This is a genomic window from Paenibacillus sp. MY03 (genome assembly GCF_002165585.1).
In the GTDB taxonomy this organism is placed as follows: domain Bacteria; phylum Bacillota; class Bacilli; order Paenibacillales; family Paenibacillaceae; genus Pristimantibacillus; species Pristimantibacillus agaridevorans.
This window is the reverse complement of the sequence record NZ_MXQD01000022.1, coordinates 1-14779: the sequence shown is the minus strand read 5'-3', so window position 1 is coordinate 14779 and position 14779 is coordinate 1. Positions and strand designations below refer to the sequence as shown.

Sequence of the window (14779 nt, the reverse complement as noted above, 5' to 3'; positions counted from 1 at the left end):
AAAACCGCGGATGTCCGTTAATCGCCAACAGCTTTGACGAATCAACGCGGGAAATGCACAAACGATGGGGGAATACCATATGGGAACCGGGTTCGAAGCAACTCATGCAAACCGTTCCGAGGCAAGACAAAAAATGTTTAGAAAAGCTTTGAATCAACGCTATTTATATTTCATGATCCTGCCCGCAATAGCCGTCGTCATTACGTTTAATTACGTGCCTCTATTCGGTTGGGCGATCGCTTTCATAAATTATCGTCCGGGATTTAGCCTATGGCAATCCGATTGGACAGGGTTGGAGCAATTCAAATCGTTTTTCATGCAAAGCGACGATTACATTCATGTTCTACGCAACACGCTGGCTATGAATGTGGGTTCCTTGTTTTTTAATTTGGTAAGCGCCTTCTTTTTCACGATTCTTCTGAATGAGATCCGAATAAAGTTATTCGGAAAAATCATTCAAACGGCGACTTTTTTTCCGTTCTTCGTATCCTGGGTCATCATTTATACCCTGGTCAACGCGTTGTTTGCCCCATCTTCGGGCGCCGTTAACGAAACGTTAGTTAACTGGGGCATTCTCGAGGAAGGACTCAATATTCTGGGCGATAAGAAATACTCTTGGCCGTTAATGATTTTTTTGGGGAATTGGAAGTACTTGGGGTATAATACGGTCATTTTTTTAGCGGCTATTGCCGCGATTTCGAACGAAGAATATGAAGCGGCGGATATCGAAGGGGCTAATCGTTTCCAGAAAATAAGGTATATTACGATACCCAATCTGATGCCGACGGCGATCGTGCTGCTTATTCTCAATAGCGGATGGGTTCTCAACTCAAGCTTGGAGTCGTTTTTCTTGTTTACGAATACGGCAAACTGGGAGACTATGGAAGTCTTCGACATGTACATTTACAAGTTTGGGTTGCAATTGCTGAACTATCCTTACGCAACGGCAGTCGGAATCATGAAAACCTTCGCAAGCATATTGCTGCTTCTATCGGTTAACGCGATTGCCAAAAGATCGACAGGGAAGTCCATCTTATAACGATTGAAGGTGAAACAATGAAAAGAAAGACGGCAGGCGGGCTTGCGTTCGATCTTTTTAATTATATTTTTATGGTCATCGTCTTATGTATCATGGTTCTTCCGTTTCTATATATTGTAAGCTATTCGTTAAGCGATCCTAGCCGGTTAAAAGGAGGATTCGTCCTTATTCCAGCCGGATTGTCCTTCGATGCATACAAGCTAGCTTTTAAAGACCCAGCAATCGTCCAGGGGATCTTCATCTCCGTAGCGAGAACGCTCGTCGGACCCGCATTAATGCTCCTCGTCACCTCCATGGCCGGTTATGTTCTAACCCGGAACGAATTGGTAGGGGTCCGGTTTTTACGCAAATTTTTTGTGTTTACCCTTTATATTTCTAGCGGCCTCATTCCTTTGTATCTTGTAATGAATTACTTGAATTTGCTAGGCACCTTCATGGTTTATATTCTGCCGGCCGCCGTGTCCGTTTTTAATATGATCCTGATCAAAACCTATATCGAAGGTATGCCTAAAGGTCTCGAAGAAGCGGCCGTTATGGACGGAGCGAATGAATTCGTTCTCTTCTTCAGAGTCATCTTTCCCGTTTGTCTTCCGGTCTTAGCGGCCGTGACATTATTCGAAAGCGTCAACCAGTGGAACGCATTCATCGATACGCAAATTTACAATACGATGTCTCCTAATTTATTTTCGTTGCAATATGTGCTGTACAATACGTTAAACTCAACGACATCCAATCTGGAGTTGTTGAAATCTCAAGTATCCAACAACCAAAACATCGCGACGCCGCAAAGCCTGAAAATGGCGATTACGGTCATTACGGTGCTGCCGATCGCCTGCGTGTATCCGTTCTTGCAAAGGTTCTTTATGAAAGGTTTGTTAATCGGTTCGATTAAAGGATAGTAGGAGACCTAAAGACATGACATAAGGTAGAGGCCGATCTGCGCGTCAGAAGATACGGGCAGGGAGTCGGTTAATTAACAAGCAGGGGTGAGTGGTTTTATGAGAAGAACGAACGAGTTCACGAGGAAGTTCAACCTTTTCATCACGGCGATTCTGGTTGTTGTCATGACGATGACGGGAATATCGCCACAACAGAGAGCGAACGCCGAACCAAGCTCCGATGTAGCGGATATTGCCATCCCATGGCCTGTAACTGCAACGATCGGCAAGGAAAGCGGGGGAGCGGTGCTCAAGATAGACGGGGAGATCGTCAACCCCGTTTTCATGTACGGAAACACGATGAAGCAATTTCCGGATTACTCCGCATTTTTGGACACGATCGACAAGGTCAAGACGCGTGATGTCCATGGCTATATGTGGGTGAACGTGCTAAAAGACAATGCTTGGAACGCACAGGTGAACGATGACATTTTTACCCGCGACCCGAATGCATACGGCATCATTAGAGTCGGACTTCAAGATGAAATGTCGTTTGACGCCGGAGAATATTCGATCACCGAGAAAGGCAATCGGCCCGGATGGCCTTCGGTCGCGTCTACGGCTTGGAGAAGCGAGCTGGATTCCACGATTTCGAATTACTTGGAATGGTTGAGCCAGCAGCCTTATGCGAATCGAATTATAGGCTTTCAAATTATGGGCATGGAAACGGGAGAGTGGTTTTATAACTCCAACGATCTTAGCGTTGGCAACGGCGAGGACTATTCGGCTCCGATGGTTGCGGCGTTCAGGCAGTGGCTGACGGATAAGTACGGATCGGATGCGGCGCTCAAGGCGGCATGGAACGATCCGGGAGTCACGCTGGCAACTGCATCAATTCCGACGGCTGCCGAAAGGGACTATACGTCGGAAAACTACTTCAGGTCGATGGCAACCGAGGGGAAAACGATTGATTATCAAACCTTTTATAGCGAAGAGATAGCGGGGATGATCAATTACGTAGCCGGACTTTTCAAGCAAAAAACGGATTCGAGAGTGCTTGTAGGGGCTATGTACGGCTATCCATATATGTTCGCGACCTATGTTCGTCCTTCGAATCACGGTCACCAAGGGCTTAGAAAAATATTGGAGTCAAATGAAATCGACTTCATCGGGGCGCCGGTACAATACAACAATAGGCGCATGGGCTTAAGCGCCGAACCAATGGGCGCATTTGATTCTCTTGCGCTTAACGGGAAAATGCAGATCGTCGAAAACGATACGAGAACGCACGTCATCGATAGCACGCCATATACGGACGACCAAACTTATCGGCCCAGGGTGTTCAGCCTGCAGGAAACGCTCGATGCCACAAGGCGGGAAACCGCCAACGAGATTATTACCGGGGGCGGACAGTACTGGATGGATCTGTTTTCGCACGGATGGTGGAACGATGAGGACATCTGGGACGAGAATCAGAAGCTCATCGCATTGCAGGGGAGCAAGTATCTGATTTCCGCGGACAGAACCTTTAGGCCCGATGTCGCGGTCATTTTGGACGAAGAGTCTTACAGTTATCATACCTTGATTACGAATTACAATACGCCTACCAATAACCCTTATGCTCCAACGGATCAACCTGATAGCGGGTTCGGTCATTTGCTCGCGAGACAGCAGAGAGAATTGGCCAAAAGCGGTGTGAAATACGGGTACTACCTCATGTCGGACGTCGACAAAATCCCAAGCACCGTTAAAACTTATATTTTCCTGAACGCTTACCGGGTGACAAGCGCTCAAAAGGCCAGCATCGATAATTTGAAGAAAGACAATAACGTTTTGGTCTTCATTCGTGCGCCTGGCTATTTCAACGACACCGCTTCGAATGTAACGAATATTTCCAATCTAATCGGGATGACCATGAGCAAGGCGACGCACACCAGTCCGGCAACCCAAATCTTCGATTCTTCCGACCCGGTCACGGCAGGCAGCGGAGTGTCGGTATACGGCGGCTGGAAAATAAGCGGAGATACGGGCGAGGTCGAACCCGTCTACTCTTACACGCCGTCCTTTTACGTAACAGATAGTCAAACCGCGGCAATCGGACATTACGACACGGATCCAGGAAAAGTTTCTTTCGCCAGGAAGGAATTCGGGAATTGGACTTCGATCTTCAGCGCGTCAGGCTCTTTGCCGGCCGGTCTGATTAGATCGATCGCGGTGAATGTCGGCGGCGCTCATTCCTACTACAACGAGGGGACCGATAACGTCCGTACCGACGGAAAAATTTTAATGATGCACGCTAGCGTCGGTAACTCGGGAATCAAAACGATTTATTTACCTCGTCCTTCTAGAGTCGTTGACCTTATCGCTAATCGTACCGTTGCCACGGGCGCAACGTCGTTCAGCTTCTATCTGGGAGAAACGCGAACGGCTCTATACAATATTTTACCAAATGATAGCCTGATAGAAGAAGTCGAAGGCGGAACGGTAACCAAATCGGGCTCTTGGTCGGATGACATGAAATATGGATACAGCGGCGGCAAGGCCGTCATTTCCAATCAAGCGGGCGACAGCATCTCTTACGCGTTCAATGGAACGGATCTCTCGCTTAAAGCTTCTACCGGTCCGAACAGAGGCAGGGCAAACATCGTCATTGACGGCATCGAGTACCCGTATATCGAATTGTATTCCCCCAATTTCGAATATAATAAGGAATTCGTTATCGCGCAGGGGTTGCCTTCCGGGCCTCATACGATCGAGATTACGGTAGACGATAACAAGCATAGAAACTCTTCCGGCACCGCAATTGCGTTAGATGCCTTCGTAGTGGGGGAAACGGTAACCGGGCCCGGATCAACGCCGGCTCCGTTTCCGGTTCAACAAACGATCTTTACGACACAAACTCCGCTTGCCTATGGCTCGGATGCGTTATATGAACTGGGAACGAAATTCAAAACGACCGTTGACGGTTCCATTACGAAAGTCAGACTGTATTCCGGCGCTAACGAAGGCGAACTCCACAAAGTCAGCATTTGGAGAGTGAGCGATGGAACGAGATTATCCGGACCGCATAACTGGATCCTTTCTCCGGGGAATTCCGAATGGAAGGAATTCGAACTCCCAGCGCCATTAAAGATTAAGGCAAATACCGATTATATCGTTTCCGTTACGAACAGTCCCACCGATAAAATTTACGCCGTATCGGACGACGGTTTTAACGCTCCGATCTCGAACAGAAATCTGGTCACCTACTCCGGTAGCGGAGTGTATTCCGGCACGTTAGGTTCGATGCCGAACGCGACTAGCCTAAATCGGAATTATTTTAGGGATATCGTTTTCATACCGAGCAATTCGGAACAAATTTTTACATCGCAGGTTCCTGAAACGTTCTCTTACGATGCGCAATATGAACTGGGTACGAGGTTTAAGACGAAGATAAAAGGTTTTATTACGAAGGTAAAAGTTTTTGCAAGCGAGGAAGAGGGAGGCAACCATTCCGTCAGCCTATGGAGGGCAAGCGATGGAGTGCGCATAGCCGGGCCCTATACCTGGAATATCGCTTCAGGAACCTCAGGTTGGAAGGAATACGAGCTCCCCTCGCCTCTGAGCATCGATGCCGAAGTCGATTACATTGTATCCGTTACGAATAGTTCAACCGACAAGCAATATGCCGTCTCGGATAATGGTTTGAGCAGCCCGATACAGAATGGGCATATGGTCACCTACGTCGGCAGCGGAGTATACTCCGCCACGTTGGGTTCCATGCCGACGGAAACGAATCTGAATCGAAGTTACTTTAGGGATGTCGTATTCGTACCTGCTCACGGGGAGAGTGTCCTTGCCGCGCAAACGCCGAGCGGTTACGGGTCGGATCAGCAATACGAATTAGGAACGAAATTCAAGACGACGGTTAACGGTCATATTTCCCGAGCGCGGTTGTTCACCCATGAATACGAAGGCGGCAATCATACCATAAGGATATGGAAAGCGAGTGACGGCACACTGCTTGCCGGCCCTTATCAATGGAATGTAACCGCTGGAGTTCGCGGCTGGAGAGAGTTTATATTGCCGACTGCTTTAAGCGTAGCAGCTAATGAGGATTACATTATATCGATTACCAATAGTTCCACGGATAAGGTTTATGCATTCGCGGAAAATGGTTACGGCAGTCCGATCGTTAACGGCCATTTAGTTACCTACGCAGGCAGCGGCGTATTTTCCGGTACGTTGGGTACGATGCCTACCGCGACGTACGGCCAGAGAAACTATTTCAGGGATGTTGTCTTTCAGCCGGGATGATTGATGCAGGCTTCTCACGACCGACCGGCTAAACTTAAACAAAAAAGGAGCATGTTCAATTTGACATGCTCTTTTTGTATGGAACTAGCGGCATTTATTTAGAGTGCGAATCTTTAAGGCTTCGACCTTTGCCATGAGGAATGCACAGCGGCGTCCCGAAGATGGGATCGACCGTCATTTGGCATGCCATGCCGAACACTTCGCGTATCAGTTGTTCGGTCATAATAACCTCAGGCTTGCCTTGGGCATGTATATGCCCGTCTTTTACGGCCACGATGTGGTCCGCATAACGGCAGGCTAGATTGATATCATGAAGGACCATGACGATGGTCCGTTTTTCTTGACCGTTCAGGTCGAACAGCAAATCAAGGATTTCGATCTGATGGGACATATCCAGGTAAGTGGTTGGCTCATCCAGCAAAATGGTTGGCGTATTCTGTGCCAGGGTCATCGCGATCCAGGCGCGCTGGCGTTGACCTCCGGACAGCGAATCGATCGAAAGCGAGGATAACTCCTTCATATGAGTAACCTCAAGCGCCCGGTTAACCATTCTCTCGTCTTCGCGCGTCCATTGCTGCAGCCAGCTTTGATACGGGTAGCGACCTTGTTTGACGAGCTGGTGAACGGTTAATCCTTCCGGGGCAAGCGGACCTTGAGGCAATATAGCGAGCCGTCTGGCAATTTCTTTGCTCGAAAGTTTGGCGATTTCGGTTCCGTCGAGCAGGATGGATCCTTCTTGCGGTTTTAGCAGGCGGGCCAGGGACCGAAGCAACGTCGATTTGCCGCAGCCATTGCTGCCGATCAACACGGTAATTTGTCCCGATGGCACAAGCAAGTCCAGTTGATTGAAAATTTCTTTTTGCCCGTACGATAACGTCAAGTTTTTCGCTTGAATGGAGGACATGGGAACGGCTCCTTTTGTAATGGAATGCGGCAACGGCTAGGAGCCGTTGCGATGTCGGTACAACAAGTAGATGAAGAACGGCGCTCCGATCGCGGCCGTAAACACGCCAGCGGGAATATCCAGCGGCAAAAAAGCAATCCTTGCGACGAGATCGGACAACAGCAGTACTAAAGAACCGATAAGCCCAGACACCGGGATGACGCCTCCGTACGAAGGACCTACAAGCTTGCGGGCGATATGCGGGGCCATTAAGCCAATGAAGTTAATTGCTCCGCCGATAGAAACGGCCGCACCTGCCAGCGCGACGCTGATGACGAGCAAAATTGTCCGTTTGATCTGAACGGAGCTTCCTACGCTTGTAGCGACTTCATCGCCAAGCTCCTGTACGTTAAGGTGGCGAGCGTACAGGATCGCGACCGGGAACAGCACAACGATCCAAGGCAGCAACGTGTAAACGTCTCTTACCCAAGAGACGCCGTATATGCTGCCGGTCATAAAGGTAAACGCCTTTACTGCAACTGCCGTAGGCGTGAACGACGATGTCAGGATTAGCATGTACGTAACTGCCGTTATCGCGGTAGCCATCCCGATGCCGATGAGGACGAGCCTTAACGGGGTCACGCCTTTACGGTAAGCAAATAAGTAGATCAAAAAAGCCGCGGCAAACGCTCCGAGTATCGCGCTCAGAGGCATATAGCGAATGCTGACATGCGAGAAGTACAGGATAAAGATGACGGTTCCCAAGGAAGCCCCGCCCGAAATGCCGATAATATCCGGAGAAGTCAGCGGATTTCTCACAATCCCTTGAAGCAAGGCGCCGGATACCGCGAGAGCGGAGCCGACCATTACGGCAATAATGACGCGAGGCATCCGAAGCGATTCGATGATCATGGTGTCGGGCGAATCCAAGGTTCCAAACAATATACGAATGACGTTGGCGGGGCTGATCGTCTTGCTGCCCAGCCCGACGCATACGACGATGGCCGCGAGGTTGGCAAGGAGGAGCATGAGGATCACCATGACCGTACGGCGCTCGAGCTGGAAGGAAAACATACGGTTTCTAATCGTGACAAGTTTGCTCATTTTAAGAACGTCCTCCTCTTCTTGCGATAAAGACGAAGAAAGGAACGCCAATGACGGCCGTCATAATGCCCACGGGGACTTCCTTCGGAAACGAAATGTACCTGGAGCCGACATCGGCCGCCAAAAGCAGGATGGCTCCGTATACGGCACAATACGGAATGACCCAGCGGTAGTCTAAACCAACCAAATAGCGCATTAAGTGGGGCACGATAATGCCAACGAACGCGATCGGACCGGCCATGGATACCGATCCGCCGGCTAACAGCACAATGATGATGCCGGCAGCCAACTTGATGTAGATCGTTTTCTGTCCGAGTCCGACTGCCACGTCTTCTCCCAGCGTCAATACGTTCATGTGTCTGGCTAATAGGAACGCGCCGACCAATGCGATTCCGATATATGGAGCGGCGGCCGTGAAGATATTAAGATCCCGTCCGGCGACCGAACCTACGAACCAATAAAGCACTTGATCGAAGGTCTGTCCGCTCGTCAAAAGGACGCCCAAGGATAGAGAGGAAAAAAATGCGGTCAACGCGGCGCCAGCCAAAGTAACCTTAAGCGGCGTCAATCCGTCATTGCCGATAGAACCAAGGGTATACACAAGCGTGGCCGTAAAAGCCGCGCCGACGAATGCGAGCGTAGCGAATGCGGATAAACCGCTAACCCCGAAAAATGCAGACCCGGTAACGATAAAAAACGCAGCTCCCGCATTGATGCCGAATAAGCTTGGCGAGGCGAGCTGGTTTCTCGTGATCCCCTGCATCAACGAACCGGCGACGGCCAGGCTCGCTCCCGCAGCCGCGGCAATCAGCGCGCGAGGCATCCTTGCGGTTTGGATGATAAGATGTTCTTGCGAACCGTCGAATCTCACGTAAGAATCCCAGATTGTGCGCCAACTGATGTCAGCCACTCCAAATACGATGCTGCTGACGATGCCCACGGCAAAAAGAAGCAGCCCAACGAATAGACCAACTGCCTTCTGAGAGCTTGTTTCTAATAATGTCTTCATCTTGTCCTCTTTCCTTGTCGCTATTCCAAAGTGGGATATGTCCTGTATAAAAAGAGTGAAAAAGCTACCCAATTATTTTAAGGGAAGAGAATGAACGTGTCAACGAGTTTGAAAATCATTATCATTTTTTGATTGACTTCGTTTTGATATGCTGGTATAGTTTCGTTTGGACGATAGTGAGAATGGTTTTCAACATAAGGGAGAGAAACGACAATGAAACATGGTCTAATGAAGAAACTTACCTGGACAGCTACGGCGCTGATGATGGCGCTCGTGTTAGTGGTTTCGGGCTGCGGGCAATCCGGTTCTAACAATAGCAATAAGGAAAACAATTCAAGCGCCAACGGCAATGGCACATCAAATACGAACGAAGAAAGAGTTGTTACTCATGCTATGGGCGACACGCCGATTAAAGGAAATCCCGTTCGTGTAGTCGTTTTGACCAATGAAGGTACTGAAGCGCTTCTCGCTTTAGGCGTAAAGCCGGTAGGCGCCGTGAAATCTTGGACGGGAGATCCGTGGTATGAGCATATCAAAGCGGATATGGAAGGTGTAACTGAAGTAGGGGAAGAAAGCCAGCCAAACATGGAATTGATCGCAAGTCTTCAGCCTGATCTGATCATCGGCAACAAACTGCGTCAAGAGAAAGTGTACGATCAACTGAACGCGATCGCACCGACCGTGTTTTCCGAGACGCTTCGTGGTGCTTGGCAGGATAATTTTAAATTGTACGCGGACGCACTTGGCAAAAAAACGGAAGGCGATCAGATTATCGCGGAGTATGATGCGAGAGCTGCCGACTTTAAGAGTAAAGCAGGAGACAAATTAAACAAAAAAGTGTCCGTAGTACGTTTCATGGCAGGAAAAACGCGTATCTATTTGGAGGATACCTTTACGGGGATCGCGTTCTCGAAGCTTGGCATTACACGACCTGACGGTCAGAAGTATAAAGATACGTTCGTCGAGGAAATCACGAAGGAACGTTTGCCTGAGGTAGATGCTGACATGTTGTTCTACTTCACCTATGAGACAGGCGACGGCAAAGGCACGGAAATGGAAAATGAAATGATGAAGGATCCACTTTGGCAAAGTCTCGAAGTCGTGAAAAACGGAAATGCTATTCGCGTAGACGATGCGATCTGGAACACGGCTGGCGGCGTGATTGCAGCCAATCTCATGCTCGATGAAATTTTCGCCATCTACGACATTAAATAATCCCATCACATGAAACAGCCGTGCGATCGCGAGGCCACTGAAAAAAAAGTTCGCTTGATCTCCAAAAGGTACAGACCCACAGTTAATTGAGGGGCTGTACCTTTTTTCGTTTATCATTATTCCTATGCATGTATCCGCATGCCAAGGTTTATCTGCGATATCCGGCAATTGGCTCTTCTCAAAGTCAAGTACACCATAACAAAATAATGCTTGACACAACATATTTGCAGGTATACATTAAATGTGTATTTGTGAGGAGTTGATTGCATATGTTTGCAAATGAGAGGCGTTTAAAAATTACGGAGATGCTCAAGGAAAAGTCCTCCGTAACGGTGTCGGAGCTCATGACTCTGTTTGGGGTATCCATTGAGACGGTGCGCAGAGATCTGGAATATCTGGAAAAAAATCAAGCTTTGAAGAGAGTGCATGGGGGGGCTGTTAGTAATCAGAAAATGAAAATGGCTGCCAGACTTGAAGAGCGTACATCCGAGAATCGGGAGCTGAAGGGGCAGTTGGCGCGAAAAGCGTTGCAATATATTCGCGAGGACGACATGATCGTGATTGATTCGGGCAGTACTGCAATGGAGCTGGCACCGCTGCTCAAGGATCATTTTCGCAGGCTCAAGATTGCTACGAATTCCCCTGAAGTTTTCGCCGCTTTATGCGATGTAGAAGGATTCGACATGATCCAGATCGGCGGCCAGTACCTGCGAGAGGAAAAAGCTTTTTACGGTCATATGGCATTAGAGACCATAAAGCGGCTTCATTTCACAAAGGCGTTTATATTTCCTTCGACGATTTCGCTTCGTTATGGAATCGGTTTGTTCCATCATGAATTATTCGATATCCAGCGGGGGCTTATCGAGCATTCGGATGAGGTATTCATTTTGGCCGACAGCTCCAAATTCGAAACTCCTGCAACCATTAAAGTTTGCGATTTATCCACCTCGTTTCATATCATAACGGATTCAAAGCTGCCGGATCACGTTTTTTCGCTGTACAAAAACAATTCACTGAACATCATAAAATCCATGGAGTGATTAAAAATGAACCATAAGGTCCTGCTTATTTTGGTTGATGGCATGCGTCCGGACAGCTTATCCATTTCAGGACATCCCTATATCGAACAATTAAAGGAGAAGGCCAGCTACACGCTTTCAGCCCTGACTGTTATGCCAAGCGTAACTCTTCCTTGTCATATGTCGCTGTTCCACAGCGTTCCCCCCGAGCGGCATGGCATTATGGATAATATCTATACTCCCCAGGTGCGGCCGATCGATGGACTTTGTGAGCAACTAAAAGCCAGCAACAAAACATCGGCTCTATTTTATAATTGGGAGCAGCTTCGCGATGTCGCCCGTCCTGGTTCAACGGCGCACAGTTGTTTTATCTCGGGTTCGAATTACGGTTACGACGTTACGAATCGATTGCTTACCGACCATTCGATCGCATTTATAAACGAACACGCTCCCGATTTTACCTTCTTATATTTAGGAGATGTGGATGAGGTAGGACATAAGTATGGATGGATGTCCAAGGAGTATATTGAAGCCGTTTATTTGTCCTGGGAATGCATTGAGAAGGCCGTACATGCTATTCCGGAGGATTATAACGTCATTGTTACTTCCGATCATGGGGGCCACGACCGTACTCACGGTACAATGATGCCCGAAGATATGACGATTCCATTGTTTATTAAAGGGAGGGCATTTGCATCGGGTGCAGCTCTGCCGGAAGCTAACATTATCGATATTGCGCCGACAATTGTTAGGCTTATAGGCGTATCCCCCAATAGGGATTGGGAAGGTAAACCTCTTGTGTGATGATTTCGAATTCGATAGCTTCAAATCCAAAGCAGCGCAGTGCTTTATTTTTTAGTATTTTATGTTGTTTGGTCTACTTTACCAGCTATTTGACACGCATTAATTATGGGGCAGCTCTATTAGAAATCGCACAATCTTTGAACATTAGCAATCAATTGGCAGGCATGGCGGTGATCGGCAGTTTTATTACCTACGGCGCAGGTCAGCCTATTTGCGGGTATTTGAGTGACCGGTTTGAGCCGAGAACGATGATATTCGCAGGATTGGTGGCAACAGCTTTCTGCAACTTTGCAATAGCATTTATGAGCGATATCTATTTGATGACCTTTATTTGGTGCTTAAATGGCTTCTTTCAAGCGATGTTATGGCCTCCTCTTGTACGCGGCATGTCACAATATTTATCGCCCGAGCTCTACCGCAAGACAAGTGTGGGGATCGTTACGGCGTCTTCGGCAGGAATGATCGTGGTTTATGTATTGGTTCCCTTTAGCATTTGGATTTCAGGCTGGCGGCTTTCTTTTGTAATCCCGGGAATCGTTGCGATATTAGTTGCGTTTTTGTGGATTTTTAGTATCGAGGCTTTTGGTCAGCAAGAAAAAAACGAACAAGTTTCGAAGCCGGTTTCAAGGGGCAGGAAGTATGGGGCAGAGCGAAGCGTCGGCTCGCTTATTTGGACCTCAGGGCTTCTGCCTGTCATGCTGGTCATCATTCTTCAGGGTGCTTTGCGAGATGGCATTACAACATGGATGCCAACGTATATTCATGATGTTTTTCGATTAAATACATCTATTTCTATTTTAAGTACGGTTGTTTTACCCTTGTTCACCATTGTTTGTGTAGTGGCAACTTCCCGGATGTACAAAAGCGTAAAAAACGAGCTTTCAGTTTCCGCCTTGCTTTGGGGGGCGGGGGTCATGACGAGCTTGGCGCTTATATGCTTTTTTGCGTCTCATGCAATGTTTTCTATTTTGCTAATGGCTTTGTTGGCCGGCTGTACGCACGGCATTAACTTGATGTTAATCAGCCAATTGCCGCTTCATTATGCCAAGTATGGGCGTGCTGCAACGATTTCGGGTATTTTGAATGCATTTACTTATATCGGAAGCGCGATCTCTATCTATGGAATTGCAGCGTTAAGCGAAGCTTATGGCTGGCGATTTACTATTATAAGCTGGACTTTTATTGCGCTAATAGGGCTAATCGTCTGTCTTGGACGTATAAAAAAGTGGAGATTGTTTTTGGAGAAAAAAGAGCTGGAATTCTCATCCTAGCGAGTTGGTCACGTTAACGCAAAGGATAAACGCTATTAGGACATCCATACATTTCAATAGAGCCCGGTCCGCATGCGGACGGGTTTTTTTTGAGTTCATCGCGGATACTTGATTTTGTGGAAATCTTCCGTCATGGCGTTGTCGTACGGATGCATTTAGTTACCCAAACCTCCTTTAAACGATAAAAACGAACGTTTTCCAATAAATTTGAAATAGCTTTAGCGCCCTTTGGCCCTTATTCTCAGTAACAAGGGGCAAAAACCGGATATCGAGAAAGCGCTGTATCCGGAGTGGAAGCTCGCTTGATTAGAAGGCGGCAGTGTGAGGCGGGCGGCCGATAACATCCGGGATGGGGTGGAAACAAATGGAGTATACGTTACTGGGAAAGACGAACTTTCGCGTTTCCAAATTGGGGCTCGGCGGCGCGCCGCTGGGCGGAGACTTTGGCGATACGACGGACGAGCAAGCCATGCGGGTAATCGATGCCGCGCTGGATCTTGGCATTAATTTTATCGACACTGCGCCTCTGTACGGCGGGGGAGAAAGCGAACGAAGAGTCGGGCTGGCATTAAAAGGAAAGCGGAGCCGGGTTATTTTGGCAACGAAGGCGGTTGTGCGCGGCGTTCCGTATACGTACGAGAATACCCTTCGATCGGTAGAGGAGAGCCTTAAGCGGCTGCAGACCGATTATCTTGATTTGATTCAACTGCACGAGCTGGAATCCGTAAGTTATGAAGCCGCCATGGAGGGAACCATCAAGGCATTCCTGAAGCTCAAAAAGGAGGGAATCGTTCGGGCGATCGGCGTCAATGCCGGCCAGTTAGACCGGCTGCTGCCTTTTGTTCGGGAGGGGATCGTCGATACGATCCAAACGTTCGGCAGGTACACGCTGATGGATTATACCGCCAAGGATGAACTGCTGCCGCTGGCCAGCCGGGCTCATGTCGGCGTCATTCATGGAAGTCCGCTCTGCACGGGGCTGCTGACGGAGTCGCCGGCGCCTTTCTTGTACAAATACCCGGAGAAGATCGCGGAAGGGGAGCGACGCAAGCGGCAGCTCGAATTTCTCCGGCAGGGCAGACCGAATGGGCTGGTAGAGCCGGCGTTGCGCTTTAGTCTAACTTGTCCCGACATTGCGGTGACCCTTACGGGGACGACATCGGTAGAGGAATTAACTCAAAACGCCGCCTATTGCGACGGGAGAGGTTTAACTGTGGAGCACGAGTCCAAGGTACTGTCCCTGTTCCCCGGGCAGCCTTTA

Annotated in this window: 11 protein-coding genes; 8 read left to right on the top strand and 3 right to left on the bottom strand. The window is 48.6% G+C overall.

Going from position 1 to position 14779, the window contains the following annotated elements; translation table 11 throughout:
• Positions 1 to 79: 79 nt before the first annotated feature.
• The 3 genes from B1748_RS19625 (at position 80) to B1748_RS19615 (ending at position 6213) form a co-directional block, all read left to right on the top strand.
• On the top strand, positions 80 to 1039 hold the full coding sequence (locus B1748_RS19625; RefSeq protein WP_179215684.1) for an ABC transporter permease: 960 nt from the start codon (positions 80 to 82) through the stop codon (positions 1037 to 1039).
• A gap of 17 nt (positions 1040 to 1056) precedes the next feature.
• Positions 1057 to 1938 carry a carbohydrate ABC transporter permease gene (locus B1748_RS19620; RefSeq protein WP_087569641.1) on the top strand — a complete coding sequence of 294 codons (882 nt, stop codon included), beginning with the start codon at positions 1057 to 1059 and terminating at the stop codon, positions 1936 to 1938.
• A 99-nt stretch (positions 1939 to 2037) separates the two neighbouring features.
• Positions 2038 to 6213, top strand: coding sequence for a DUF4082 domain-containing protein (locus B1748_RS19615; RefSeq protein ID WP_087569640.1), 4176 nt, complete (start codon positions 2038 to 2040; stop codon positions 6211 to 6213).
• Positions 6214 to 6307: 94 nt separating this feature from the next.
• Here B1748_RS19615 and B1748_RS19610 read toward each other — a convergent pair whose 3' ends face one another.
• Genes B1748_RS19610 through B1748_RS19600 form a run of 3 tightly spaced genes read right to left on the bottom strand, consistent with a single transcriptional unit; the run spans position 6308 to position 9209 of the window.
• Positions 6308 to 7117, bottom strand: a complete 810-nt coding sequence (locus B1748_RS19610) for an ABC transporter ATP-binding protein (protein WP_087569639.1) — start codon at positions 7115 to 7117, stop codon at positions 6308 to 6310.
• 36 nt (positions 7118 to 7153) lie between these two features.
• Positions 7154 to 8200, bottom strand: a complete 1047-nt coding sequence (locus B1748_RS19605) for a FecCD family ABC transporter permease (protein ID WP_087569638.1) — start codon at positions 8198 to 8200, stop codon at positions 7154 to 7156.
• Position 8201: 1 nt separating this feature from the next.
• Entirely contained in the window at positions 8202 to 9209 is a 1008-nt protein-coding gene (locus B1748_RS19600) for a FecCD family ABC transporter permease (protein WP_087569637.1), read from the bottom strand.
• A 213-nt stretch (positions 9210 to 9422) separates the two neighbouring features.
• Between B1748_RS19600 and B1748_RS19595 the strand changes: the two genes are divergently transcribed.
• The 5 genes from B1748_RS19595 to B1748_RS19575 form a co-directional block, all read left to right on the top strand.
• Positions 9423 to 10424 (top strand): ABC transporter substrate-binding protein, encoded by a 1002-nt coding sequence (locus tag B1748_RS19595; RefSeq protein ID WP_256975779.1) that lies wholly within the window; start codon positions 9423 to 9425, stop codon positions 10422 to 10424.
• Between the two features lie 269 nt (positions 10425 to 10693).
• On the top strand, positions 10694 to 11464 hold the full coding sequence (locus B1748_RS19590; protein WP_087569636.1) for a DeoR/GlpR family DNA-binding transcription regulator: 771 nt from the start codon (positions 10694 to 10696) through the stop codon (positions 11462 to 11464).
• Positions 11465 to 11470: 6 nt separating this feature from the next.
• Positions 11471 to 12247, top strand: a complete 777-nt coding sequence (locus tag B1748_RS19585; RefSeq protein ID WP_087569635.1) for an alkaline phosphatase family protein — start codon at positions 11471 to 11473, stop codon at positions 12245 to 12247.
• On the top strand, positions 12247 to 13518 hold the full coding sequence (locus B1748_RS19580) for an MFS transporter (RefSeq protein WP_087569634.1): 1272 nt from the start codon (positions 12247 to 12249) through the stop codon (positions 13516 to 13518). Before B1748_RS19585 ends, B1748_RS19580 begins: the two co-directional genes overlap by 1 nt.
• A gap of 364 nt (positions 13519 to 13882) precedes the next feature.
• On the top strand, positions 13883 to 14779 hold an 897-nt coding region (locus B1748_RS19575), incomplete at its 3' end, for an aldo/keto reductase (RefSeq protein WP_087569652.1).

What these genes read in the sequence shown, in the direction of transcription:
- B1748_RS19625 (WP_179215684.1), top strand. Translation starts at nt 80, where the DNA reads ATGGGAACCGGGTTCGAAGCAACTCATGCAAACCGTTCCGAGGCAAGA.
- B1748_RS19620 (WP_087569641.1), top strand. Translation starts at nt 1,057, where the DNA reads ATGAAAAGAAAGACGGCAGGCGGGCTTGCGTTCGATCTTTTTAATTAT.
- B1748_RS19615 (WP_087569640.1), top strand. Translation starts at nt 2,038, where the DNA reads ATGAGAAGAACGAACGAGTTCACGAGGAAGTTCAACCTTTTCATCACG.
- B1748_RS19610 (WP_087569639.1), bottom strand. Translation starts at nt 7,117, where the DNA reads ATGTCCTCCATTCAAGCGAAAAACTTGACGTTATCGTACGGGCAAAAA.
- B1748_RS19605 (WP_087569638.1), bottom strand. Translation starts at nt 8,200, where the DNA reads ATGAGCAAACTTGTCACGATTAGAAACCGTATGTTTTCCTTCCAGCTC.
- B1748_RS19600 (WP_087569637.1), bottom strand. Translation starts at nt 9,209, where the DNA reads ATGAAGACATTATTAGAAACAAGCTCTCAGAAGGCAGTTGGTCTATTC.
- B1748_RS19595 (WP_256975779.1), top strand. Translation starts at nt 9,423, where the DNA reads ATGAAACATGGTCTAATGAAGAAACTTACCTGGACAGCTACGGCGCTG.
- B1748_RS19590 (WP_087569636.1), top strand. Translation starts at nt 10,694, where the DNA reads ATGTTTGCAAATGAGAGGCGTTTAAAAATTACGGAGATGCTCAAGGAA.
- B1748_RS19585 (WP_087569635.1), top strand. Translation starts at nt 11,471, where the DNA reads ATGAACCATAAGGTCCTGCTTATTTTGGTTGATGGCATGCGTCCGGAC.
- B1748_RS19580 (WP_087569634.1), top strand. Translation starts at nt 12,247, where the DNA reads ATGATTTCGAATTCGATAGCTTCAAATCCAAAGCAGCGCAGTGCTTTA.